19 protein-coding genes are annotated in these 21,569 nt (G+C 73.1%); 5 read left to right on the forward strand and 14 right to left on the reverse strand.

The window, feature by feature from the left end:
* Positions 1-75 precede the first annotated feature (75 nt).
* A complete protein-coding gene (locus ACFRFC_RS16730; protein WP_382685803.1) occupies positions 76-978 on the forward strand; it encodes an ankyrin repeat domain-containing protein in 903 nt (300 codons plus the stop codon).
* Positions 979-1,033: 55 nt separating this feature from the next.
* On the opposite strand, the gene ACFRFC_RS16735 is transcribed toward ACFRFC_RS16730, so the two are convergent.
* From ACFRFC_RS16735 to ACFRFC_RS16745, 3 genes are all read right to left on the reverse strand, one after another.
* Positions 1,034-2,512: a GAF domain-containing protein gene (locus ACFRFC_RS16735; RefSeq protein ID WP_382685805.1), complete on the reverse strand. Its 1,479-nt coding sequence runs from the start codon at positions 2,510-2,512 to the stop codon at positions 1,034-1,036.
* Positions 2,509-3,546, reverse strand: a complete 1,038-nt coding sequence (locus tag ACFRFC_RS16740; protein WP_382685808.1) for a rod shape-determining protein — start codon at positions 3,544-3,546, stop codon at positions 2,509-2,511. Before ACFRFC_RS16740 ends, ACFRFC_RS16735 begins: the two co-directional genes overlap by 4 nt.
* A 463-nt stretch (positions 3,547-4,009) precedes the next feature.
* The gene (locus ACFRFC_RS16745) at positions 4,010-4,552 is read right to left on the reverse strand and encodes an ATP-binding protein (protein WP_382685810.1); all 543 of its coding nucleotides are present in this window, start codon (positions 4,550-4,552) and stop codon (positions 4,010-4,012) included.
* A 294-nt stretch (positions 4,553-4,846) separates the two neighbouring features.
* Between ACFRFC_RS16745 and ACFRFC_RS16750 the strand changes: the two genes are divergently transcribed.
* A complete protein-coding gene (locus ACFRFC_RS16750) occupies positions 4,847-5,716 on the forward strand; it encodes a helix-turn-helix domain-containing protein (protein WP_382685813.1) in 870 nt (289 codons plus the stop codon).
* A 24-nt stretch (positions 5,717-5,740) separates the two neighbouring features.
* Positions 5,741-5,920, forward strand: a complete 180-nt coding sequence (locus ACFRFC_RS16755) for a DUF397 domain-containing protein (protein ID WP_382685815.1) — start codon at positions 5,741-5,743, stop codon at positions 5,918-5,920.
* Between the two features lie 71 nt (positions 5,921-5,991).
* Here the strand turns inward: ACFRFC_RS16755 and ACFRFC_RS16760 are convergent, their stop codons facing one another.
* Both ACFRFC_RS16760 and ACFRFC_RS16765 read right to left on the reverse strand, forming a co-directional pair.
* Positions 5,992-7,473, reverse strand: a complete 1,482-nt coding sequence (locus ACFRFC_RS16760; protein WP_382685818.1) for an acyl-CoA synthetase — start codon at positions 7,471-7,473, stop codon at positions 5,992-5,994.
* A gap of 483 nt (positions 7,474-7,956) precedes the next feature.
* Positions 7,957-9,066 (reverse strand): MerR family transcriptional regulator, encoded by a 1,110-nt coding sequence (locus ACFRFC_RS16765; RefSeq protein ID WP_382686419.1) that lies wholly within the window; start codon positions 9,064-9,066, stop codon positions 7,957-7,959.
* Positions 9,067-9,236: 170 nt separating this feature from the next.
* On the opposite strand from ACFRFC_RS16765, the gene ACFRFC_RS16770 reads away from it, so the two are divergent.
* Positions 9,237-10,118: a RimK family alpha-L-glutamate ligase gene (locus ACFRFC_RS16770; RefSeq protein ID WP_382685821.1), complete on the forward strand. Its 882-nt coding sequence runs from the start codon at positions 9,237-9,239 to the stop codon at positions 10,116-10,118.
* Positions 10,119-10,233: 115 nt separating this feature from the next.
* On the opposite strand, the gene ACFRFC_RS16775 is transcribed toward ACFRFC_RS16770, so the two are convergent.
* The 9 genes from ACFRFC_RS16775 to ACFRFC_RS16815 all read right to left on the reverse strand — a co-directional run bounded on the left by ACFRFC_RS16775 (position 10,234) and on the right by ACFRFC_RS16815 (position 21,101).
* Entirely contained in the window at positions 10,234-10,872 is a 639-nt protein-coding gene (locus ACFRFC_RS16775) for a hypothetical protein (protein ID WP_382685822.1), read from the reverse strand.
* Positions 10,835-11,671 carry an FkbM family methyltransferase gene (locus tag ACFRFC_RS16780; RefSeq protein ID WP_382686422.1) on the reverse strand — a complete coding sequence of 279 codons (837 nt, stop codon included), beginning with the start codon at positions 11,669-11,671 and terminating at the stop codon, positions 10,835-10,837. The genes ACFRFC_RS16775 and ACFRFC_RS16780 overlap by 38 nt, the downstream gene beginning before the upstream one ends.
* An 80-nt stretch (positions 11,672-11,751) precedes the next feature.
* Complete coding sequence (locus ACFRFC_RS16785) at positions 11,752-11,967, reverse strand: Trm112 family protein (protein ID WP_382685825.1); 216 nt, start codon at positions 11,965-11,967, stop codon at positions 11,752-11,754.
* Positions 11,964-12,878: a hypothetical protein gene (locus ACFRFC_RS16790; protein ID WP_382686425.1), complete on the reverse strand. Its 915-nt coding sequence runs from the start codon at positions 12,876-12,878 to the stop codon at positions 11,964-11,966. Before ACFRFC_RS16790 ends, ACFRFC_RS16785 begins: the two co-directional genes overlap by 4 nt.
* A gap of 14 nt (positions 12,879-12,892) precedes the next feature.
* Positions 12,893-13,627, reverse strand: a complete 735-nt coding sequence (locus tag ACFRFC_RS16795) for a class I SAM-dependent methyltransferase (protein ID WP_382685828.1) — start codon at positions 13,625-13,627, stop codon at positions 12,893-12,895.
* Positions 13,624-14,958 (reverse strand): condensation protein, encoded by a 1,335-nt coding sequence (locus tag ACFRFC_RS16800; RefSeq protein WP_382685831.1) that lies wholly within the window; start codon positions 14,956-14,958, stop codon positions 13,624-13,626. Before ACFRFC_RS16800 ends, ACFRFC_RS16795 begins: the two co-directional genes overlap by 4 nt.
* Positions 14,955-19,100, reverse strand: a complete 4,146-nt coding sequence (locus ACFRFC_RS16805; protein WP_382685834.1) for an alpha-(1->3)-arabinofuranosyltransferase family protein — start codon at positions 19,098-19,100, stop codon at positions 14,955-14,957. The genes ACFRFC_RS16800 and ACFRFC_RS16805 overlap by 4 nt, the downstream gene beginning before the upstream one ends.
* On the reverse strand, positions 19,097-19,897 hold the full coding sequence (locus ACFRFC_RS16810) for a class I SAM-dependent methyltransferase (protein WP_382685837.1): 801 nt from the start codon (positions 19,895-19,897) through the stop codon (positions 19,097-19,099). The genes ACFRFC_RS16805 and ACFRFC_RS16810 overlap by 4 nt, the downstream gene beginning before the upstream one ends.
* A gap of 31 nt (positions 19,898-19,928) precedes the next feature.
* Positions 19,929-21,101, reverse strand: coding sequence for a glycosyltransferase family 4 protein (locus ACFRFC_RS16815; protein ID WP_382685839.1), 1,173 nt, complete (start codon positions 21,099-21,101; stop codon positions 19,929-19,931).
* A gap of 313 nt (positions 21,102-21,414) precedes the next feature.
* Between ACFRFC_RS16815 and ACFRFC_RS16820 the strand changes: the two genes are divergently transcribed.
* Entirely contained in the window at positions 21,415-21,567 is a 153-nt protein-coding gene (locus ACFRFC_RS16820) for a hypothetical protein (RefSeq protein ID WP_382685841.1), read from the forward strand.
* Positions 21,568-21,569 lie beyond the last annotated feature (2 nt).

The raw sequence follows: 21,569 nt of genomic DNA on the forward strand, positions 1-21,569 counted from the left end.
GCAGGGGCTCGCATTCACCCCCGGCCTGAAGGCCGGGGCACCCTGCGAGGACACATGGTGGGAAGCTGGGTCTCCATGACGACCCTGAACTCCCTCGATCCGCTGGCCGTCGCCGTCACCGAGGCGATCCGCACCGGTGATCTGGCGGCGCTGCGGGCTCTGCTCGACGACCATCCCGGCCTCGCGTCCACCGGAATCGCCGAGTCGCAGGACGCGGAGCGCGCCGGGACCCGCAGTCTGCTGCACATCGCCACCGACTGGCCCGGCCACTACCCGCGCGGCCCCGAGGTCGTCGTTACGCTGGTGGCGGCCGGCGCCGATCCCGGCGCCCGGTTCGTCGGCGCCCACGCCGAGACCCCGCTGCACTGGGCGGCCAGCAACAACGACGTCACGGCGATCGACGCGCTGCTCGCCGCCGGGGCCGACATCGAGGCGTCCGGCGCGGTGCTCGGCGGTGGCTCACCGCTCGCCGACGCCTGCGGCTTCGGGCAGTGGCGGGCCGCCCGGCGGCTCGTCGAACGCGGGGCGCGGGTCGGACTGGACGAGGCCGCCGCGCTGGGGCTGCTGGAGCGGGTCGAGGAGTACGTCGGTGGGCAGGCGCCCGCCGCCGATGACATCGACCGCGCCTTCTGGAGCGCCTGCCAGGGCGGGCAGCTCGCCGTCGCCCGCTATCTGCGCGGACTGGGCGCCGACCTCGACCGGGTCGGCCACGCAGGGATGGCCCCGCTGGACGTCGCACGGTCCCAGGATGCCGACGAGGTGGTGGCCTGGCTGGTGGGGGAGGGGGCCAGGAGAGCGAGGCGGGGTGGCCGGAGGGGTGCCGGGAGGCCCGAGGGAGGGGGAGAGGGAGAGCGAGAGGGAGAGGGTGCCGATGGGGTTGCTGCCGGAGGGGTTGCTGAGGACGCTGGCGACTCGGCCTTCGGCACGGCTTCCGACTCGGCTTCCGGTACGGCCTCGGACGGGGTGACGGAGGCGTAGGGACTCGGCGCCGGGCCCGTTCCCTCGGGCGCCGGGCCGGGTACGTAGGGCCTCCTCACAGCGGGGACTGCCAGGTGACCTCCGTTCCCCTGCCCCGGCCCCCACCCCCGCTGCCGCCGTCACCGTCGTCGCGCACCACCAGGCGGACGACCTCTCTGCCGTCCGGCAGGGGGGTCGTCGTGTCGATGGTGATCTCCACGCGGGTGACGGCGGGGCGGTGGACCGCGGCGGTCAGGGCGCGGTGCAGCGTGGTGAGGAGGTGGGCGGCGGTGGGGGCGGGGACCCGGGAGTCGATCGGGCCGGTGAAGCGGACGGACGGCTGGAAGCCGAGGCGGGCCGCCGCGGTCGCCGTCTCCCTGAGGACCTTGCCGCGCAGGGTCGTGGGGGCCTCGGTCGGGGGCTGCTGGAGGGCGTAGATGGTGGTGCGGACCTCCTGGATGGTGGACTGGAGTTCGTCCACCGCGCGGCCCAGGGTGTCGTGGACCCCGGCCGCGGCCGTCCGGCGCTGGGTGGACTCCAGCATCATCGCCGTCGCGAACAGCCGCTGGACCACGAGATCGTGCAGGTCACGGGCGATCCGGTCACGGTCCTCGTAGACGGCGAGGCGCTCCTGGCGGTGCCGGGTGTCGGCGAGGACCAGGGCGAGGGCGGCCTGGGAGGCGAACTGGGTGGCCAGCAGCCGTTCGATGTCCGTGTACGGGCGGTCCCCGCGCCGGCGGGGCAGGGCGAGGGTGCCGATGAGCCGGCCGCCCGCCTGCAACGGGAGCATCATGCTGGGGCCGAAGCGGTGCCGGACATGGGTGGTCATCCGGGGGTCGGTCGCCGAGTCGTCGATGAACACCGGTTCGCCGCCCAGGAGCTGGACCAGGACCGGGCTGCCCGGCGCGATGGTCGTCCCCACGATGTCGCCGGGGTCGGCCGGGGTGGACGCGATGACGATCTCCATGCCGCCCGCGGGCGTGGGCTGGAGGATCACGCCCGCGGCGGCGTCGGCGAGCAGCCGGGCCCGTTCGGCGACCGTGCGCAGGGCGTCGGCGCTCTCGCCGGTGAGCAGCGCGGTGGTGACGGCCGCCGAGCCCTCGATCCAGCGCTCGCGCTGCCGGACCGCCTCGTACAGCCGGGCGTTGCCGATCGCGATCCCGGCCTGTACGGCGAGCAGCCCCAGCAACTCCCGGTCGCCGGGGGTGAAGTCGCCGCCGTCGCGTTTGCCGGTGAGGCGGAGGCGGCCGAAGAGGCGGGTGTCCACGTGGATGGGGACGTCCAGTGTGGTGCGGCGGGTCGAGGGGGTGGCCGCCGGTCCCGTCGTGTGGATCTCGCGCAGGCCGTCGCGGGACGGGTCGGTCATGTCCAGGGACGCGTACCGGGCGCCGGTCACCTCGGCGGCGCCGTCCACGATGTGCTGGAGGGTGGTGCGGAGGGCGAGGTCGGCGCCGACGCCGAGGATCGCGTCCAGGAGACCGTCGGGAAAGAGGTCCGCGGGAGCGGGCGGCGGCGCGGGGGGCCGCCGTGCGCCGGGGGCCTGCGGCACGCTCATCGCCCCAGCGGGTTCAGCTCCAGCGGCTGGATCCGGCCCTCCAGCATGGCGCCGAGGCCCTGTACGGCGCAGATGTCGGGGCGTTCGGCGATGTGCACCGGCATGCCGGTGGCCTGGCGCAGCATCTGGTCCAGGCCGGGCAGCAGGGCCGAGCCGCCGACCATCATGATGCCCCGGTCGGCGAGGTCGGCCACCAGGTCCGGCGGGCAGTCCCGGAGCACCTTGCCGATGCCGTCGAGGATGGCGGTGAGCGGGGTCTGGATGGCGTCCCGGACGGCGGCGGTGTCCACCCGGACGCTGCGGGCGAGGCCGGTGGCGACATCGCGGCCGTGGATCTCGGTGGAGGCCGGGCCCTGCGCGGTGAGGCCGTTGCCGGACAGGGCGATCTGGAGCGGCCGTACGGACTGGCTGGGCAGCATCAGTTCGTGGGCGTGCCGCAGGTGCTGCACGATCGCCTGGTCCACGGCCTCGCCGCCGACCGGGATCCGCTCGGCGTTGACGATCGAGCCGAGGCAGAGCACGGCGACCTGGGTGGCCGCCGACCCGCACACCAGGACCATGGTCGCCTCGGGCTGTTCGACGGGCAGTCCGCAGCCGACGGCGGCGGCGATGAGGGTGTCGACCAGTTCGACGCGGCGGGCGCCGAGCCCGACCAGGGTCTCGATGGTGGCGCGCTGGGCGAGCGGGTCGGAGCCGTGCGGGGTGCAGGCCGCCGCGCGCAGCCGGGGCTTGCGGCGCAGGGCGCGGCGGACCTTGTCGCCGATGAGGTGGCGGAGCATCCGCTGGGCCATCTCGATGTCGACCACCGTGCCGCCGGAGACCGGGCGGACCACGCGGATGTAGTGCGGGGTGCGGCCGGTCATCTTCTCGGCCAGCTCACCGACCGCGATCAGCGCGCCGGTGCGGGTGTTCACGGCGGCGGCCGACGGCTGGTCGACCACGAGCCCGTCGCCCTTGACATAGACCCGGGTCCGCGCCGCGCCCAGATCGACGGCGAAGTGGCAGCGGCGCAGTGCCTCCAGGCTGGCGGTCATGGCGGATCCTCCCGAGAGCACGGACCGGGCCGACCGGGTGGCGGGCCTCTGGTGGCATCGTGCGTGGGGGGAGGGGGGTGGCGCCTTTTGTGGGGGGCCGGGTGGGGGGCCACTGAATGGGTTATTTGTAGTATTTTGCCGGTCGTATGGGAGTGTCGGCGAGCGCGGGACCGCCTTGAGGGACTCACGTGGCGCAGCTGGCCCGCTCGACTCGCGTGCGCCGGGGTGAACGCGGGCGGCGCCGCCCCCCTGGGACGGGGGGACGGCGCCGCGCGGGACTCTTCGTACCGTCAGACCAGCCAGCCGACGAAGTGGATGAGGCCGGCGAGGATGTCGGTGAGAAGGTTCATGATCGTGGTTCTCCTTGCGGTGACGCATGAATGGGGGACCGCGCTCAACTACGGTATGCATCCCGTCGCTTGCGCACCGTAAGTATCGTCAACCGCAGGAGCCACACACCACCTCACGGGTGACGATCACCTGTTCCAGGGAACAACCGCTCGCTTGTACGGTCCTGGCCGCAGTCCCGGCCCCGGTCCACTCCGGGCAGAGCGAGACGGCACCACGTACGCTCGCCCGCGCCGTCGACTCCCCAGGTCCCGCCGTGCTCGGCGGCGATGGCCGCGACCAGTCCGAGCCCGCGCCCCGACTCCGAGGAGCCGTCGCTCGGCCGGAGCGTGGCGGCTCCCGGCATTCCGTCGGTCACGGTGATGCACAGATAGCTGTCCCGCGTGACCATGGCCACGCGGACCTCCGGGGTGCCGGTGTGCAGCACGGCGTTGGTCGCCAACTCGGAGAGGACCAGGACCGCGTCGTCCAGTACGGCTTCCAGTCCCCACCAGCGGAGTCGCGCGGCGGCGATCCGGCGCAGGGCGCCCACGCGGCTCGCGTCCTCGGGGCGGGGGCGGGCTCCGGGGCCACGCGGCTGGATCTGGATGCGTTCGTTCATCAGGTCCGTGTCGCGGAGCGGGAACGTGCGGGGCGTTCGTACGGCAGCCGTCGTCATCACGTCCTTCGGGGAAGGCGGGGGAGGGCCGGGGGTGGCCGGTGATTGGCTCAACAAGGCTGTCGGGTGGGAGAGTTACCGCGCAAGCTGAAGTGAATATTTCACCCGATCCGGCATAGTCACTCGTTCGTGTGACGGCCTTTGAGGACGGGACTGAAGGTGTCAGACTCGGAACTCACGCCAGGCCGGGACGGACTGTCAGGTCAACGCACGCGACTCGTAGGTGAGTTCAGCGGGCTGTCGACTGAGCGGACCGGGCCCGGGGCACAATCAGATGGACTCGAAAACGGAGGCATGGTGGCCGCTCCAACAGGACCGACGGTCAGGCGGGTAAGGCTCGGACAGGAGCTGGAACGCCTGCGAAAGAAGGCGGGCTTCAGCAATCTCAAGGACGCGGTCAACGGGCTGAGCATCTCCGACTCTCAGCTCTACCGGGTGGAGAGGGGGACCTCCTCGTTCCGCAAGTCCTCCGACCTCGTATTACTGCTCAAGCAGTACGGCATCACCAATGAGGAGGATGTCGAGTTCCTGGTCGACATCCATCGCGAGGGCCTCAGCCGTGGCTGGTGGTCGACCTACTCCCGAAACCTTCCGTCCGGCCTCGCGATGTACATCGGGCTGGAGGACGGGGCGAAGTCGATAAGGGCCTGGCAACCCGATGTCGTCTTCGGCCTGTTCCAGACCGAGGGTTATGCCCGCGCGTTGTTCCAGGCGGGCAAGCTCGTGGAAGAGCAGACCACTGAGTTCGTCGAGCGTGGCATCGCCGTTCGAATGGAGCGCCAGGAGATTCTCACACGGGACAACCCTGTCGAGATTCGAGCAATTCTCGATGAAGCTGTCCTACGCCGGACCGTGGGCAGCCGGGAGATCATGCTCCGGCAGTTCGACCGTCTCATCGAGGTGGCCGCATTGCCCAACGTGACGCTTCAGGTGCTGCCGGTCAACGCCCCCACGTATCGGACACACACCGACTTCACCATCATGGAGTTCGCCGATCCCATTCCGACCACGGTCCAGACCGACATGGTTGACGGCACTTCCAACCTCACCGATAAGGACACTGAGGTCTGGATGTTCGCCCGCCGGTTCGACGCGTTGAGGGACGGCGCGCTTCCGGTCGGGGAGACGCCGAAATTCTTGCACCAACTATCACGAGAGATCTGAAGAATGACCTCGAACAAACATGCCTTGGACATTGCCCCCGAAGGAGCCTGGTTCACGTCGTCGTACAGCAGCAACGGCGGTAACTGCGTGAAGATAGCCCACCTCACCACCGCCACCGCCGTCTGCGACTCCAAGCAGTCCAACGGCCCGGCGTTCGCCATCCGGCCGAACGCATGGACGGCGTTCCTCGCCTCCGTAGCCTGACGCCCCCCGGGAACGGACGAGGCCCCGCGCGGACGACCTGCCGCGCGGGGCCTCGCACGCATCAGCCCCCGTCAGCCATCGCCCAGCGCCCGCTTCATGATCTTCCCCATGTCGTTGCGCGGCAGCGCGTCGAGGTACCGCACCACGCGGGGGCGCTTGTGCGGGGCGAGCCGCCGGGCCACGTGGTCGGCCAACTCGACGTCGGTGGGCGGGGATTCGGGGTCCGTCGGGACGATCCAGGCGACGATCCGCTCGCCGAGGTCGGCGTCCGGCTCCCCGGTGACGGCCGCCTCGCGGACCCCGGGGTGTTCCAGGAGCGCGTTCTCGATCTCGCCGGCGCCGATCTTGTAACCGCCGGACTTGATCAGGTCGGTGGCCTTGCGGCCGACGATCCGGACATAGCCGTCGGGGTCACGGACCGCCATGTCCCCGGTGCGGAAGAAGCCGTCGGCCGTGAAGGCGGCGGCCGTGGCGTCGGGGCGGTTGAGGTACTCGGTGAAGAGATTCGCGCCGCGCACCTGGATCTCGCCGACCGTCTCCCCGTCGTACGCCGTGATCGGTGAGCCGTCCTCCTCCACCAGCCGCAACTCCACCCCCGGCAGCGGCACCCCGACCGTCCCCGCCCGCGCCTCCCCGTCCGCCCGCACGCTGGTGTTCATCAGCGTCTCCGTCATGCCGTAGCGCTCGATCACCCGGCGGCCGGTCGCGGCGGCGATCCGCTCATGGTCGTGCACCGGCAGCGCGGCCGAGCCGGACACCAGCAGCCGCGCCCCGGCCAGCGCCTTCGCCAACTCGGGTTCGGCGGGCAGCGCTTCGGCGATCCGGTGGTACATCGTCGGGACCGCGAACAGCATCGTCGCCCCGCCGTTCAGCTCCCGCGCCACGCCCTCGGTGTCGAACCGGCCCAGATGCCGCACCGACCCGCCCCGCCGCAACGGCCCGAGCACGCCCAGCACCAGCCCGTGCACATGGAACAGCGGCAGCCCGTGCACGAGTACGTCCGCGTCCGTCCACCCCCACGCGTCGGCCAGCGCGTCCAGGGTGGTGGCCACGGCCCGGCGGGGCAGCACCGCGCCCTTGGGCGGGCCGGTGGTGCCCGAGGTGTAGACGACCAGCGCGGGCGCGTCGGCGCCGGCGTCGTCGGCGGGGACCGGGCCCGTCGCGTGCACGTCCACCTCGATACGGGGGAGCGCGGCGAGCGGGGCGGGCAGTTCGGTGCCGGGCGCGGTCAGTACGGCGTCCGGGGCGCTGTCGGCCAGGATGTGCCCCAGCTCCTTCTCACCCGACCTCGGGTTCAGCGGCACGGCGGCGACCCCGGCGGTCAGTACGCCGACCGTCGCGACGGCCGTCTCCAGCTCCGGCGTCGCCCAGACGGCCACCCGCCGGGCCCCGCGCACCCGCCCGGCGACGGCCCCGGCCGCTCCGGCGAGCCCGCCGTACGTCAGGGAACGCGCGCCGAACCGCACGGCGGGCCGCTCGGCGGGCGCGCGGCGCAGGGCCGGGAAAAGTGCCGGAGAGGGGGCCAGGGAAGGTGCAGGGGAGGGTGAGGACACGGGGTGTACTCCTTGGATCGGTCAGACGGTCATCGGTCGTCGGTGTGGCGCAACGTTCCCACGAGGGTGGCCAGATACGGCGCCAGGCGTAGCTCTGCCGTGTGCAGCGCGGGGTGGGTGAGCCAGTGAGCCGGGCCGTGGCCAGCAGGTCGGCCACCGGCGCCGGATCGTCCCCGGGTGTCTTGCCCTGGCCGCCCCCGTCGAGCACCAGCAGGGCGTACGGGGCCCGCTCGGCGATCCGCTGCCAGTCGCCGGTGAGGACGGTGACCTCGGGCCGGTCCACGAACACCTCGGCCGCCACCCGGGCCCGTACGGGATCCCGCTCCACGCTCACCAGCCGCACCCCGGCCGGGGCCCCCACACCAGCCACGCGAGCCCCACGCCGCAGCCCGTCTCCGTCTCCCGATCGCCCGTCATCGACATGGGGCGATCCTGCCCCGGCGGGCCCGCCCCCAGCCCCGTGGGTCACGCCGCAGGCCCGCGTCAGGCCGTTGCCGCCGGTGTCACCTCCGCCACCACACAGCTGACGTTGTCCGGGCCGCCCGCCGCGTTCGCCGCGCCGACCAGGGCGTCGACGGCCGCCTCGGGGGTCCCGGCCGCCGCCAGCGTCGTACGGATCACGGCGTCCGGGACGACCGCCGGGAGGCCGTCCGAGCAGAGCAGGTAGCGGTCGCCGGGGTGGGCGTCGTGCAGGTGGAGGTCGGGGGTGGGGTGGCCGGTGCCGGTCAGGGCGTTGAGGAGCAGGGTGCGCTGGGGGTGGCTGGTGGCCTCCTCCGGGGTCAGCCGGCCCTCGTCGATCATCGACTGGACCACCGTGTGGTCGTGGGTGATACGGAACAGGCCGCCGTCGCGCAGCAGATACGCGCGGGAGTCACCGATGTGGACCAGGGCGAGGTGCGAGCCGGTCCAGAGGAGTGCGGTGAGGGTGGTGCCGGCCTCCTCCCTGCCCTCGGCACCCCCGGTGCCGGCCTCCTCCGCCCCGGTGCCGGCGTCCTGCACAGCCAGCGCCGCGTCCCGCACGGCCGCCTCCAGCAGGTTCAGCACCTCACCCGCCGGGACCTCGGTCTCCCCCAGCGCCTCCAGCGCCTTGAACGTCTCCACGGCCGCCGTGCTCGCCCGGCCGCCGTCCGGGCCGAAGCCGTCGGCCACCGCGAGCAGCCGGGTGCCCGCGTAGGCGGTGTCCTGGTTGACCGGGCGCACCCGGCCCCGGTCGGAGTGGGCGGCGTAGCGCAGGGTGAGGGGCGTCGTCATGGCGGGGGCCTTCCGCGGTCGTGTTGTCAGGTGGTCCACGAGGAATCCGGCGAGGTCGCGGCGCTCGGCCGTCTCCGCCTCCACCCGGGCCCAGTAGGCGCGGATCTCCCCGGCCGCGGTGGCGGGCGGCAGCGTGCACACCTCGCGGATCCGGGCCAGCGGCATCCCCAGGCGGCGCAGCCACGCCACCAGCCTGGCCTGTTCGAGCTGGCCGGGCGCGTAGTAGCGGTAGCCGTTGTCCGGGTCGACGCGCGCCGGACGCAACAGCGCCAGCTCGTCGTACAGCCGCAGCGCCTTCGGCGACAGCCGGGACGCCCTGGCGAAGGCGCCGATCGTCAGCATGTGTTCCACCTGGAAACCTCCTCCGGTTCCGGCACCGATGCTCGGGCTTGACCGAAGGTGAAGGTCAAGCGGGCCGCCGGGGTTCGCGTTCGATTGTTAGCCTGACCGCTGTCCGATCATCGGGTACGGGCCGTGCGCGCGAGCGGCGGCCGTGGGGAGAGCGAGTCGCCGTGAGCCGTGTAGCCCTGGTCACCTGCCGTCCCGGCCCCGAGGTGGTGGCCGATCCCGATCTCCCGGTGCTGCTGGCGGCCCTGCGGGACGCGGGCGCCCGCGCCGAGGCGGTGGTCTGGGACGACCCGGACGCAGACTGGGCCGCCTTCGACCTCGCCGTGATCCGCTCGACCTGGGACTACAGCTGGCGGGCGACCGAGTTCCTGGCCTGGGCCGCCCGCTGCGGCAGGCTCACCCACCTCGCCAACCCGGCCGACGTGATCCGCTGGAACGCCGACAAGCGTTACCTCGGCGACCTGGCGGCGGCGGGCGTCCCCACGGTCCCGACCCGGTACGTGGCCCCCGGGGAGCCCTACGGGCCCGCCGAACTGCCCGCCGACCATGAGTACGTCGTCAAGCCGACCTCCGGCGCGGGCGCCCGCCTCGCCGCCCGCTACACCCCCGACGAGCACGCCACCGCCGTACGGCAATTGGAGCGGATGCACGCCGAGGGCTTCACCGCGATGATCCAGCCGTACGTCCGCGCCATCGACGCCACCGGCGAACGCGCCCTCCAGTTCTTCGGCGGGCGGCTGCTGCACGGCATCCGCAAGGGCCCGGTGCTCGCGCCGGGCACCCCGTACGACGCCCGCAAGACCGCCCACCCGGGGGTACGTGCCTGGCAGCCCACCGACGCCGAACTGGCCGTCGCCGACCGCGCCCTGACCGCCGTACCCGACGCCCCCGACCTGCTGTACGCCCGCGTCGACCTGGTCGACGGCGAGGACGGGCAGCCGTGCGTGATGGAACTGGAGCTGGTCGAGCCCCATATGTTTCTGGACCTGCATCCGGCGTCGGTGGGGCGGGTGGCGGAGGCGGTGCTGAGGGCGGCGGGGGGTTGAGGCCGACCGGGGTGGGTTACGCGGATGCGCTGGGTGCCTCAGCCGGTCACCACCGTCCGTGTCTCACCCCCGTCACCACCGTCCGTGTCTCACCCTCGTTACCACCGCCCCTGCCTCACCCCGTCACCGCCACCCGCTGCAACAACCCCCACGTGAACTCCGCCACCACCTCCCGCCGTACCCCCTCCGTGTCCGGGGCCGTGAAGGCGAGGCCCCAGCGGGTGGGCGCGCTGCCCTCCAGGGGGCGGGCCGGGGCGAAGGCGCGGGCGGCCTCGTCGACCGTGCAGGACCAGGGGGTGAGGTCCGCCAGGTGGTGGAGGGGCGGGGCGGGCGCGTCCGGGGCGCGGACCAGCCATTCGTTCCACACCGCCCGGTTCGGGCCGACCAGCACCTCGAACCGCAGGTCCGGCCAGAGCGGCAGCGGCCACTGCCACGCCTCGCAGTCCAGGTCGCCGATGCGGCGGGCGGCCGTCGACGCGGGGGCGCCGAGCACCGAGCGGTAGCGGGACGCGGCCGAGCCGGAGCCGGAGCCAGAGCGCGACGCGGTCGAGCGGGAGCGCGGCGAGCGGACCATCGCCTGCCAGCGCTTGTTCGCCGCGCGCATCCCGGCGAGCGAGACGCCCAGGTGCCGCCGGGCGTCCTCCACCAGGTCCGGATTGTGGTCGGCCATCCGGCGCAGCAGCACCAGCTGGAAATCGAGCGGGGTGAAACGGCCGTCAGCGCCGGGCGTGGAATCCAAGGACATACAGACCATCGTGGCGTACGCCGCCCCGGCCCGACCTGCGCCCCGGCGGCCGGCCGCCCGTCCCCGGCCTGCGGCCCTGCGGCAGGAACAGCACCGAGTTCACATAGCGGGCGCGACCCCGCAGCGGCAGCACCCGGCGCAGCAGGCCCTCGGACGCCAGATGGGCCGCGCCCTCCTGATGGCTCTCCAGGGGGAAGGCGTCGAGCGGGACCCACCGGTCCGCCGGGAGCACCCACCCGGTGTAGCCCAGCGTGCCGAGGTACGTCACCACCGGGCCCACCGGCTGGATCCGGGCCTCCAGCTCCACGAAGAGGGCCGGACGGTCCCGGGTCAGCAGCGTGGTCGCGCCCCGCAGCACCGCCAGTTCGCTGCCGTCCACGTCGATCTTCACGAACCCGACGTCCCTCAGGCCCAGATCGTCCAGCGCGACACAGCGCACCGGCACCGCGCGGGCGTGGATGTCCCGCCGGACCAGCGAGGACACCCCGCGGTCACCGGCGTCGTCGGCGGGCAGCCAGAGCCGGGCCGTGCCCGGACCGTCCGAGGCGGCGGCCTGGATCACCCGGACGTTCGGCGGGGCGGTGCGCGCCAGCAGCCGGGCCAGCCGTGGCACCGGCTCCACCGTCACCACCCGCCGCGCCAGACCGCTCAGCCGCCGCGTCCAGGGGCCGTACCAGCCGCCCACATCCACCGCCGTACCGCAGCCGGGCGGGCACAGGTCGGTGATCCGGGCCAGCTCCGGCTCGAAGCGCGGGTACACCGCCCGCGCGGTGGCCGCCACCAGCCGGTCCGGGAGGTACGACGCCATCCGGTGGGCCAGGGTCCGGGGCGGGGCGACGGGGGACGCGGTCCCGGCGAGGCCCGTGACGTCCCGGGCCCCGGGCCCGCTCACGGCGCCATCCGCTTCAGCAGCGTCTCGTGCTCGTCCTGCGGGACCTGCTCCCCGGACGACGGCAGCAACTGCGGCACCCCGTCCACGATCGGATAGCGGCGCCGCAGCCGGGGGTTGTACAGCGACTCGCCCCCGTCTCCCGCGAGCAGATGCAGCGGTCCCTTGTCGAGCGGGCAGGCGAGGATCCTCAGCAGCGGGTCGTCCGGCTTCATGGGTCGGTCAGCTCCTTGTCCGTCTTTTCGCCCAGGGGCGGTCGGGGGGCGGCGTCATGCGTGGGCATCATCAGCAGCACAGCGACCGCCAGACAGGTCCCGGCGATCCGCAGCCCGAGCCGGGCCGGATCGGCGGGCAGCGCCTCACCGAACGCCAGGGTGCCGAGCACGGCCGTGTACAGCGCGGTCACCGTCGTGCACACCGGCACGATCAGCGAGGCCCGGCAGCGCTGGAGCGCGGCCTGCGACATGATCAGGCCGAACGCGCCGGTGAACAGCAGCAGATACGGGTAGGGGGAGCCCAGCACCCCGGTGAGCGCCGCGCCGGGCCCGTCCGCCGTGAGGTACCCGGAGACGCCCTTGATGGCGAGCGAGCTGACCCCGTAGAGCAGCCCGACCGCGACCCCGTACGCCACGCCGGTCGTGGGCCGCCGGTGCCGGTGACCGGCGCCGCGCTCGGCCGACCGGTACAGCCACACCCCGGCCGCCAGCGACGGCACGCACACCAGCAGCACCAGCGGATAGGAGGCGCCCCGGCCCACCGTGTCGGCGCTCTCGTCCAGCGACAGCACCACCATCAGCAGCGCGAGCAGGATCGCCGCGAGCGCGTACCGCTCCCGGCCGCTGGTCTCCTCGCCGAGCAGCCGCGACGACAGCAGCACCAGCAGCACCAGACCGGCGACGAAGATGCCCTGCGCGGCGGCGATCGGCAGCGTCCGGTACACCAGCAACTGCGCCCCGAAACCCGCCGCCAGCGCCAGCGAGCCCGCGATCCACAGCGGGCTGCCCAGCACCAGCCGCAGCAGCCGCGCAGGGCGCCGCACACTCACCTCCGGCAACGCCCCCAGTGCCCGCTTCTCCAGCACGAACCCGGCGCTGTACAGCACGTTCGCCAGCAGGGCCGCCGCCACCCCCCACCACATGCTCAACGCCGGCGGGCGTGCAGCAGCAGGATCGACGCCAGCGGCGGCCGGGCACACGCCAGCCGGTCCAGCGGGCGCAGCACCCGAGGCACCCCGTGGAAGGGCGCCCCCGCCAGCCGTACGACGTCGAAGCCCGCCGCCGTGACGAACTCCCGCAGCGCACGGGCCGTGTACAGCCGCAGATGCCCGACCACCTCCGAGCCCGGCCGCCCGTGGATCGCGCGCAGACTCACCTCGGAGAACACCGGCTGCACCCCGGCCAGCAGCAGCCCCCGGTTGTACCAGGCGGCCAGATTCGGGGTGGACAGCATCAGATGGCCGCCGGGGCGCAGCACCCGCCGGATCTCGTCCAGCGCCGCGTCCGGGTCGACCAGATGCTCGACCACCTCACTGAACAGCACCGCGTCCGCCGCCCCGGCCCGCAACGGCAGCCCGCCGCCGGTGAGTTCCCCGCGGATCACCTGCGGCAGCCGGGTCCGGGCCCGTACCAGCGCGTCCTGTGACCAGTCGACGCCGATCAGCCGGTGGCCGCGCAGCAGGGGGGCGGCGGTGGCGGCTGCCGTGCCGTCGCCGCAGCCGATGTCCAGGACGGTCCGGTCGGTCGTCCCGGCCAGGGCCGCCGCCAGCATGCGGGCCTGGCGCAGTGAGCGGGCGGCGCCGGAGGCCACCGGCACCGCCGGGTTCTCGTAGAAGTCGCGCAGGTCGGGTGGGGTGGTGACGGGCGCGGTGGTGCTCATGGGCCGGCCTCCGTCGTATGCAGGTGGTGCGCGAAGAGGTCCCGCAGCCGGTCGCCGTCGTCGGGGCCGAGCAGGGCGCGCGACCAGCGCAGGGCCAGATGCAGCCGGCCCGCCGTGGACGCCGTGGTGACGGTCAGGCCGCGTGGCATCCGGGCCGGCGCCGAGAACCACACGGCGTGCGCCCGGCCCGCCTCCGCGCCGAAGTCCAGCGGGTACGGGATTCTGCCAATGTTGCTGAGCAGGGTGGTGGACGTCCAGGGGGCGGCGGCCCGGCGGAGCGTGCGGGTGAGCGCGGCCCGCCAGGCGACGGGGGCGACCGGGGCGGTCAGCAGGGTGGCGCCGTGGCCCAGTTGGGGGCTGGGGAGGGCCTTGAGGGCGCGGGTTCTGGTGGCCGTGCGGTGGAGGAGGGCGGGGATGTCGTCGGTCTTCAACTCGTCCGGGGAGAAAGGGACTTCGACCAGTCGGGTGCCGTTGCCGATCGGCATGGTGGGGTCGCGGGGGCGGTCGTCCACGGGCATGGTGATGCGCAGGGGGCGCGGGGGCGCTCCGTGTTCGCGGTTCCAGTGGGCGAGGGTGCGGGCCGTGGTGACCATCAGCTGGTCGTTGACGGTGTAGGGGGCGTCCTTGGGGCGGCGGGGGAGGGGGAGTTCGGTGACGAGCAGGCCGTTGCCGGGGGAGGTGTCGGGGGTGCCTTGGGCCACGCGGGCCGGGCGGGACCAGGTGGCGGGGGTGTCGGGGGTGGGGGGTGGGGGTTGATGGGGGCGGGTCGGGGGTGCGGTGGGGGTGTTGTCCTTGCCGCCGTACAGCTCCGCTGCCGTCGCCAGGATGCGGAGGCAGGCGGGGCCGTCGAGGGCGGTGTGGTTGAGGGTGAGGATCAGGGCCGTGGGTGCGGGGGTGGTGGGGAGTGCTTGCCCGCGCTTGCGGGGTGCCGCTGGGCCCACCCGTGCCGCCCCAGCGGCACGACTGCCCGCAGCTAGGAGAGGTACGACTTCCAGGCGCACCGGGGGTGACTTCGACAAGGGTGGGGCCTTGGCCAGGGATCTGGCTCGCGCGTCCCGCAGAGCGCCTTCCCCTGGGTCGGTGAACCGCACCACCTCCACCTCCGGTTCCCCCGTCAGTTCCCACTCGTAGCGGCGGCGGTACCACGGCCCGGGAGCCTCCCGCATCAGGACGCGGGGGTGGCGTTGCAGGGCCTCGGTGAACGCCTTGCGCAGGCGGGGTGGGTCGATGGGGCCCGGGAGGTGGACCTCGATGTGGACAGTCTCCGGCTCCTCCTCCTGGAGGCAGTGCCGGGCGATCTCATCCACCACGGGGAAGGGGATCCTCGTCATGGACGGTCCCCCGTCAGCCGCTTCGGTTGCCCGTCCCGCACCCGTTCCCGCACGCTCACCAGCGCCGCGAACAGGCCGATCAGCGTGAGGAGTTGGGCGACGGGACCGAAGGAGCCCGAGCCGTCGCCGACCGGCTGACCCGCGCCGGTCGCCGCCGTGATGCCCGCGAGGGCGAGGGAGCCGAAGGCGATCGGGACGAGGAGCCGGTGTCGCCAGTGGGCCAGCAGGGCGAGCGCCGGGACGAGCAGCGCCAACCAGCCCGCGATGACCACCGCGACCAGCGTCAGCGCCACCGTCCCCAGCCACACCCCAGGCGGCGGCGGAGTCTCCTGCGGGGCGTCGGTGCTGGGCTCGCGGCGCCGCCACAGCGCCAGGCCCACCAGACCTGCGAGCCCCACCCCGCTGCCGATCAGGGCGGCGTCGTACGTCGTGGCGGGACTGTAGGACAGCGTGAGGGTGCCGCCCTCGCCGGCCGGGATCAGCCAGCCCTGCTGCCAGCCGTCGAGCCGGACGGGGGTCAGTTCACGCCCGTTCAGGGTGGCCTGCCAGCCGTCATTGAAGTTCTCGTACGTCGTCACGTACGAGGCGTCGCCCGCACCGACGCTCAGTTCGCGCTGGTCGCCGAGCCAGTCCCGTACCTCCAGCGCACGGTCGGCGGTGGCCGGCGCGGTCACCGTGCCCCGGGTGAGGGTGAGGTCGGTCAGGAGCAGCGGGCCCGCGTCGCCGGACTCCACCTGGTGGTCGCCCGCCGCGAGGTCGAGGCGGTTGTCGTCGGCGCCGCACAGCGTCACCGGGATGCGGCGCCGCTCGGTCAGGTCCCGGACCAGGCCCTCGACGCTGGTCTCGTACAGGGTGCCGTCGATCGCGACGACGGGGCCGGAGCCGCAGGGCAGGGCGAAGGTGCGGTCGGGGTCGGGCTGCGGGGTGCGGTAGCTGTCCAGGGCCGGGATGTATGCCTCGGTCAGGCCGACCGGGAGGCGCAGATCCTCGTCCACCAGGGGGTTGTGGAGGGTGATCGGCGCGGTGTCGGTGATGGTGATGTCCAGCCGGTCGGTGGTGATCGGCGGGAAGCGGACCCAGCCGTTCTTGTCCACGGCGGCGGTGGTCGCGCCGCCGGGCGAGTCGATGGTGACCTCGGTGGGGCGGGTGGTCAGGCCGCCCGCCCCGGCCAGCACCAGTTCATCGATCGGCTGCAAGCCTTCCCAGCTCAGGTGGATCGTCGGGGTGTCGCCCGCGATCCAGGCCGTGGTCAGATCGCCGTCGGTCAGATTGCGGGCGGACAGGCCGACGCCGAGCCGGGCGGTGGAGTCGGCGGTGGCGGTGATCCGCTGGGCCTGGTCGGGGGCGATGTCGTAGAGCATCCGGTCGAGTTCGGCGCCGGGCACGGCGACCGCGCTCGCCTCGATCTCGTAGGTGCCGTCCGTGCCGGTGGTGAAGGCGCGGTGCAGGCCCGCTTCGGAACCGGTCGGGGACATGCCGGCCGGGTCGGCGACCCGGTGCAGGGAGACGACCTCGCTCGCCGCGTCGCTGTCCGCCGAGTCCGCCGGGAGCGCCAGCATCCGGGTCACCGTCACCTCAGGGAGGGTGATCTCGGCGAACCCGGCGCCGAGCAGCCCCGGCCGCCGCTCCACGGAGTCCAGGATGGTCAGCTTCATCCAACTGGTCGCCCCGGCGGGCGCCTTGACGGACTGCGCGGCCCCATTGGGCTGGAGATAGCTGGTCTCCGACCCCCGCTCGGTCTCCACCCGCACCCGCGTGGGAGCCGACCGCACACTCTCCTGCGGCAGCGGCGTCACCCGGAACGACGACGGCATGTCGTACTCCTCGGCGAACCCGATCCGCAGCCACTCCCCGTCCGGGGTGTCCGCCGAACCCTCGGTCCAGGCGGTGTCGGGGTTCCCGTCGAAGGCGTTCACCGGGTCGAACTGCGGCAGATGGAAGAACCAGCTCCCGTACGACGAGGCGGTCACCGACTCCGCGCCCCGCAGCTCGGCCACCGTCTGATGGTCGATGCCGGTCAGCGGCAGGATCTGGTGCGGTGCCTCGCCCGCGTCCTGATAGGCGTCCGGCGCGTTGCGCTCGTCACGGGTGTACGTGTACGAGGTGTTGGCGCTGACCAGCCCGAACCGGGTGTCCGCGCGCCGCAGCCCGTCCCCGCTGATCTGCAACGGGGGTGAGCCGAGCCCCGGATGCCCGTCGCCGGTCAGCACGCTCGCCCGGCCACGCAGGTCGGACGCCAGCGGCAGCAGCGCTTCCGGGCCGCCGGAGACCTGGGCCGTGTCGGCGACCGGCGCCAGCCCGGCCTGCCCCGGCCGGGGCACGCCCGGATCGGCGGGCCGGTAGATCTCCACCGCCCGCTGTACCGGATACAGCCCCTCGACCTGCAACGGTGTGTCCTCGGCGATCCGCCCGCCGGTCATCATCGGCCCGTACCCGGCGACCCGCTCGTACCCGGACTGCTCAAGGGTCCGCTTCACGGTGGTGGTCGGGGTGTAGCCGACCTGGTCCGGATCGAGATCGTTGCGGACGACGACGTAATAGACCCCGGCGCGGCTCAGATAGTCGGCCAGCCCCGGCACCTCCACCCCCGTCTGGAGCGCCTGTTCCACCGCGTCCATGGCGCGCCGGTTGCCGGGCTGCCCGAACGGCACATAGTCCCGCTGGCCCCACCGGGATCCGGCGAGCACGTCCAGCGGCTGGTCGATGGTCGAGCCCCAGGTGTAGACGCCGTGCGCGGTCGCCGGGACCACGAGGGCGCGCGAGTCGGGCGACCACTCCTCCAGCCGGTCGGCCACCGTCTGCCAGTACGCGGGAACCTCCTGGAACGAACCCTGGTTGAGGATCGACCCGTTGAGATACGGCCACACCAGCCCCGGCAGCACCAGTACCGCCGCGATCAGCGGCGCGAGGCGGCGTCCGCGCACCGGACGGGCCCCGCTCGGCTCGGCGGCCACCGCCACCAGGTGCGCGAGCCCCAGGACCAGCGCGAGGGCCACGCCCGTCTGGAACTTGTAGATATTGCGGAACGGCGCCAGCCACCCGTCCAGCCAGTCCTGCACACTCCCGTGGAAGAGGCCGCCGAACGTGCCGCCGTACCCGGCGAGCAGCACCAGCACACACACCAGCACGGTCAGCACCAGCCAGCGCCGCTCGGGCACATCCCGCCGGGCCAGCCCGGCGAGCCCCAGCCCGGCGGCCAGCGCCGAACAGACGATCACCACCACCGCCGACGCCACCACCCACCCGGCCGGCAACCACGCCTCACCGAAGTGCAGATACGCCACCCAGTTCCCGGCGCCGCGCAGTGCCTCCGTCGCCGCCATGGTGTCGGTCGTGGTCCGCGCGCTCTCCACGTACGGCAGGAAGTTCTCGCCGTAGGCGCCGAGCAGCAGCAGCGGGATCCACCACCATGCCGTCGCCACGATCACCCCGGGCACCCACCAGGCGATCAGCCTGCGCTGCCGGGGCCCGCGCGGCCGGGTCAGCAGATAGAGACCGACCGGCACCAGGGACGCCAGCGTCGAGGCCGCGTTGACCCCACCCATGAACGGCACGAACAGTACCGACCGCAGCGCCGCGACCCGGGCGCTGTAGCGCGGGTCGGCCAGCGGCAGCAGCACCCACGGCAGGAACGCGCCGGGCAGCGCGGCGGCCGACGTGGAGCCGATGACGATGGTGAACACCGGCCACAGCGCGTACGCGAGGGCCGCGAGCAGCCGCGAGGCCCCGTTGCCGACACCCAGCCGCTCGGCCAGCCGCAGGGCACCCCAGAACGCCACCGACACGATGACGGACATCCACAGCCGCTCGGCCAGCCACACGGGCAGCTCCACGGCACGGGCCAGCCAGTGGAACGGCAGCATCGGCCACAGATAGCCCACGTACTGGTCCTGGATGCCGCCGAAGCCGCTGCGGTCGTGCCACAACTGCCCCAGATCGGACAGGAACTGCCCTGGATCGACCGTCACCCCGAGCTTGGTGTCGAAGGTCTGCCGTCCCGGCTTCACCGCCAGGAACAACACCAGGACCACGGCCCAGAATCCCAGCAGCCAGCGCCGCGACCGGGGGCCCTCGGGAGGGCCCGCGCTGTTCGCGGTGGTGGGGGTGGCTGCCGGGGGAGGAGCCTGGACCGTGGTCGTCATGGGGGACACCGCCGGAGGATGAGGAGGAGATTCCAGGTGGCTATCTCACGGAGACCGGGGACCTTGACGATCCACTCCGTGAGGAAGGGCCAGTAGCGGGAGCGGGCCGAGACGACCGTCAGATCGTCGCGGGCGCGCACCTGCCGCAGGGTCGTGCCGATGTGCACGGCGAACAGGTTCTCGCCGAGGGTGTGCTTGGCGGCCTTGCCGGTACGCCGCCGGTACCGCGCGCGGGCCCGCTCGGCACCGAGGTAGTGCCAGGGCGCCCACTCGTGACCGCCCCACGGGGACAGCCAGTTGGTGAACGACACATAGACCAGCCCGCCGGGCCGGGTCACCCGGGCCAGCTCACTGAGAAACGTCTGGGGATCGGCGACATGCTCCAGCACGTTCGAGGTGAAGGTCACGTCCGCGACCCCGTCCCCGAGCGGCAGCAGATACCCGTCGGCGATCACGGATCCGGGCGGCGGCTCGGCCCCCAGCTCACCGACGTCGGGTTCGAAGAGATAGGCATCCGCCCCACGCCGCCGAAACTCCTCGGTGAAGTACCCGCTGCCACCACCGACATCGACGACGACGCGTCCGGCGACGGCTCCGTAATGCGCCTCGACTTGATCGACGGCGTCACGGGCGAGCAGCGAGTAGCACTTCTCGGGCTCCTCCTGCTCACGAAGAAAGGCCCGGAACAGGGCGAGGGAGCGGGCGAGGGACGGGTCCTTGAAACGCGGCTGGGCTGGATTGGCGTCTGAGGGGCGCGGGGCCGTGACATTTGCGGCTCCGCCGCGTGGGCGCGACAAGCCACAACGCACCCGCACTCGAAACACATCGTCACCCCCCCACCGCATAGCCGCCCCTCCCCAACCGATACGCCTCCCCGGCAACCGCCCGAAACCCCCGAACAGTCCGCCCCCACCGAAACCCCGAGGCCAGCGAAACCCCCGCACCCCCCATAGCCGCACGCCGCTCCGCCGACAAGGCCAACGAACACCAAGCCGCGGCGAACGAGGACTCCCCCCGAGCCAAAACCCCCGTCTCCCCATCCACGACGGAGTCCCGAAGCCCCGGCACATCGAACGCGACCGTCGGCGTCCGCCGAGCCGCCGCCTCGGTCACCACCAGCCCCCACCCCTCCACGGCGGACGGATGCAGCAGCAGCCAGGCCGCGCACAGCAGCCGGTGCTTCTCGGCCTCGGAGACATGCCCGGTGAACTCGACACCGGGCCCGGCGAGCCGTTCCAGCCGCTCGCGTTCGGGCCCGTCGCCGACGATCAGCAGCCGCCCGCCGGTGACCGGGCGCACCCGTTCCCACAGCCGCAGCAGCAGATCGATGCGCTTGTACTCGACGAGCCGTCCGACGGCCACGAACAGCGGCTCGGGGGAACGCGCGGTGCGCGGCCCGGGTTCCGCGACGCCGTTGTGCACGACCCGGATGCGGTCGTGGGCCACGCCGAGCGCGTGCAGCGCCTGGGCGGTGGACGGGGACACGGCGACCAGCAGACTGTTGTGCCGTACCGCTCCGCTCAGCGCCCAGTGCTCCAGCCGCCGGCCCAGTCGGGCGGCCGGGGCCAGGGGGCCGCCGAACCGCATGCCCCACAGATCGCTGTGCACATGGTTGACCAGGCACATGGTCGGCCCGCGATGCCAGAGGGGGGCGAGGTAGGGCATGCCGTTGCAGACCTCCACCAGCAGATCGGTCTCGCCGACCTCGCGGGCGAACACGGACCGGGCGCGCAGGTAGTGGCCGTAGGCGCCGCCCGCCGACACCGTCCGGTAGGCGGCCGGCGGGGAGGCGGGCCCGCCGCACACCAGGGTGACCTGGTGGCCGAGGCGGGTCAGCCCGTCGGCGAGCCGGTCGACCAGCAGCTCGGAGCCGCCGGCGGCCGGATTGCCGAGGTCGCGATGGGCGAGGAAGGTGATGCGCCGCGGCACCGCGAGCGGGGCCATGGTGTGCTGCGGCCGGGAGAGGGTGGCACGCGGCGGGGACGGCACGTGCTGGGGCATGGGAGCTCCAACTCGTCAGGGTGCGGAACTCGGTGGGGGAACGCGACAGGGGGCGGAATCGGGGGATACGGGACGTGTCTTCTGGGAGTCGACTGTGAACGGAGTGTGCGGGGGTGGGGTGGCACAGTTTTCGCTTACGCGTTCCGTACGGCTACTCACGGAGGTGACAATTTCGGGGTCCGGGGGAGCTGACGTCACGTCATTTCATGAGTGTCGGGAGGTATGGCCCCTTGACGGCACGTGCACACGCATCAACACTGACTCCGACAGGCAGGGGTGGGACGACCTCAGGACCAGAGAGGCTGACCCTGCGATGTCCAGACTGCTCGCCGCATCACTGACCGTCGTGGCCGCCGCCGCGCTAGCCGTGGCCGCCGCGTTCGGCGTCGTCGCGCTGCTCGAAGCCACGCCCGAGCAACCGAACACACCACTGATCACCTACGAGCAAGCAGGTCAGGGGAGCTGAGC

The organism is Streptomyces sp. NPDC056734 (genome assembly GCF_042790455.1).
GTDB lineage: Bacteria > Actinomycetota > Actinomycetes > Streptomycetales > Streptomycetaceae > Streptomyces.

What these genes read in the sequence shown, in the direction of transcription:
- ACFRFC_RS16730 (WP_382685803.1), top strand. Translation starts at nt 76, where the DNA reads ATGACGACCCTGAACTCCCTCGATCCGCTGGCCGTCGCCGTCACCGAG.
- ACFRFC_RS16735 (WP_382685805.1), bottom strand. Translation starts at nt 2,512, where the DNA reads ATGAGCGTGCCGCAGGCCCCCGGCGCACGGCGGCCCCCCGCGCCGCCG.
- ACFRFC_RS16740 (WP_382685808.1), bottom strand. Translation starts at nt 3,546, where the DNA reads ATGACCGCCAGCCTGGAGGCACTGCGCCGCTGCCACTTCGCCGTCGAT.
- ACFRFC_RS16745 (WP_382685810.1), bottom strand. Translation starts at nt 4,552, where the DNA reads ATGACGACGGCTGCCGTACGAACGCCCCGCACGTTCCCGCTCCGCGAC.
- ACFRFC_RS16750 (WP_382685813.1), top strand. Translation starts at nt 4,847, where the DNA reads ATGGTGGCCGCTCCAACAGGACCGACGGTCAGGCGGGTAAGGCTCGGA.
- ACFRFC_RS16765 (WP_382686419.1), bottom strand. Translation starts at nt 9,066, where the DNA reads ATGCTGACGATCGGCGCCTTCGCCAGGGCGTCCCGGCTGTCGCCGAAG.
- ACFRFC_RS16775 (WP_382685822.1), bottom strand. Translation starts at nt 10,872, where the DNA reads ATGGTCTGTATGTCCTTGGATTCCACGCCCGGCGCTGACGGCCGTTTC.
- ACFRFC_RS16780 (WP_382686422.1), bottom strand. Translation starts at nt 11,671, where the DNA reads ATGGCGTCGTACCTCCCGGACCGGCTGGTGGCGGCCACCGCGCGGGCG.
- ACFRFC_RS16785 (WP_382685825.1), bottom strand. Translation starts at nt 11,967, where the DNA reads ATGAAGCCGGACGACCCGCTGCTGAGGATCCTCGCCTGCCCGCTCGAC.
- ACFRFC_RS16795 (WP_382685828.1), bottom strand. Translation starts at nt 13,627, where the DNA reads ATGAGCACCACCGCGCCCGTCACCACCCCACCCGACCTGCGCGACTTC.
- ACFRFC_RS16800 (WP_382685831.1), bottom strand. Translation starts at nt 14,958, where the DNA reads ATGACGAGGATCCCCTTCCCCGTGGTGGATGAGATCGCCCGGCACTGC.
- ACFRFC_RS16805 (WP_382685834.1), bottom strand. Translation starts at nt 19,100, where the DNA reads ATGACGACCACGGTCCAGGCTCCTCCCCCGGCAGCCACCCCCACCACC.
- ACFRFC_RS16815 (WP_382685839.1), bottom strand. Translation starts at nt 21,101, where the DNA reads ATGCCCCAGCACGTGCCGTCCCCGCCGCGTGCCACCCTCTCCCGGCCG.
- ACFRFC_RS16820 (WP_382685841.1), top strand. Translation starts at nt 21,415, where the DNA reads ATGTCCAGACTGCTCGCCGCATCACTGACCGTCGTGGCCGCCGCCGCG.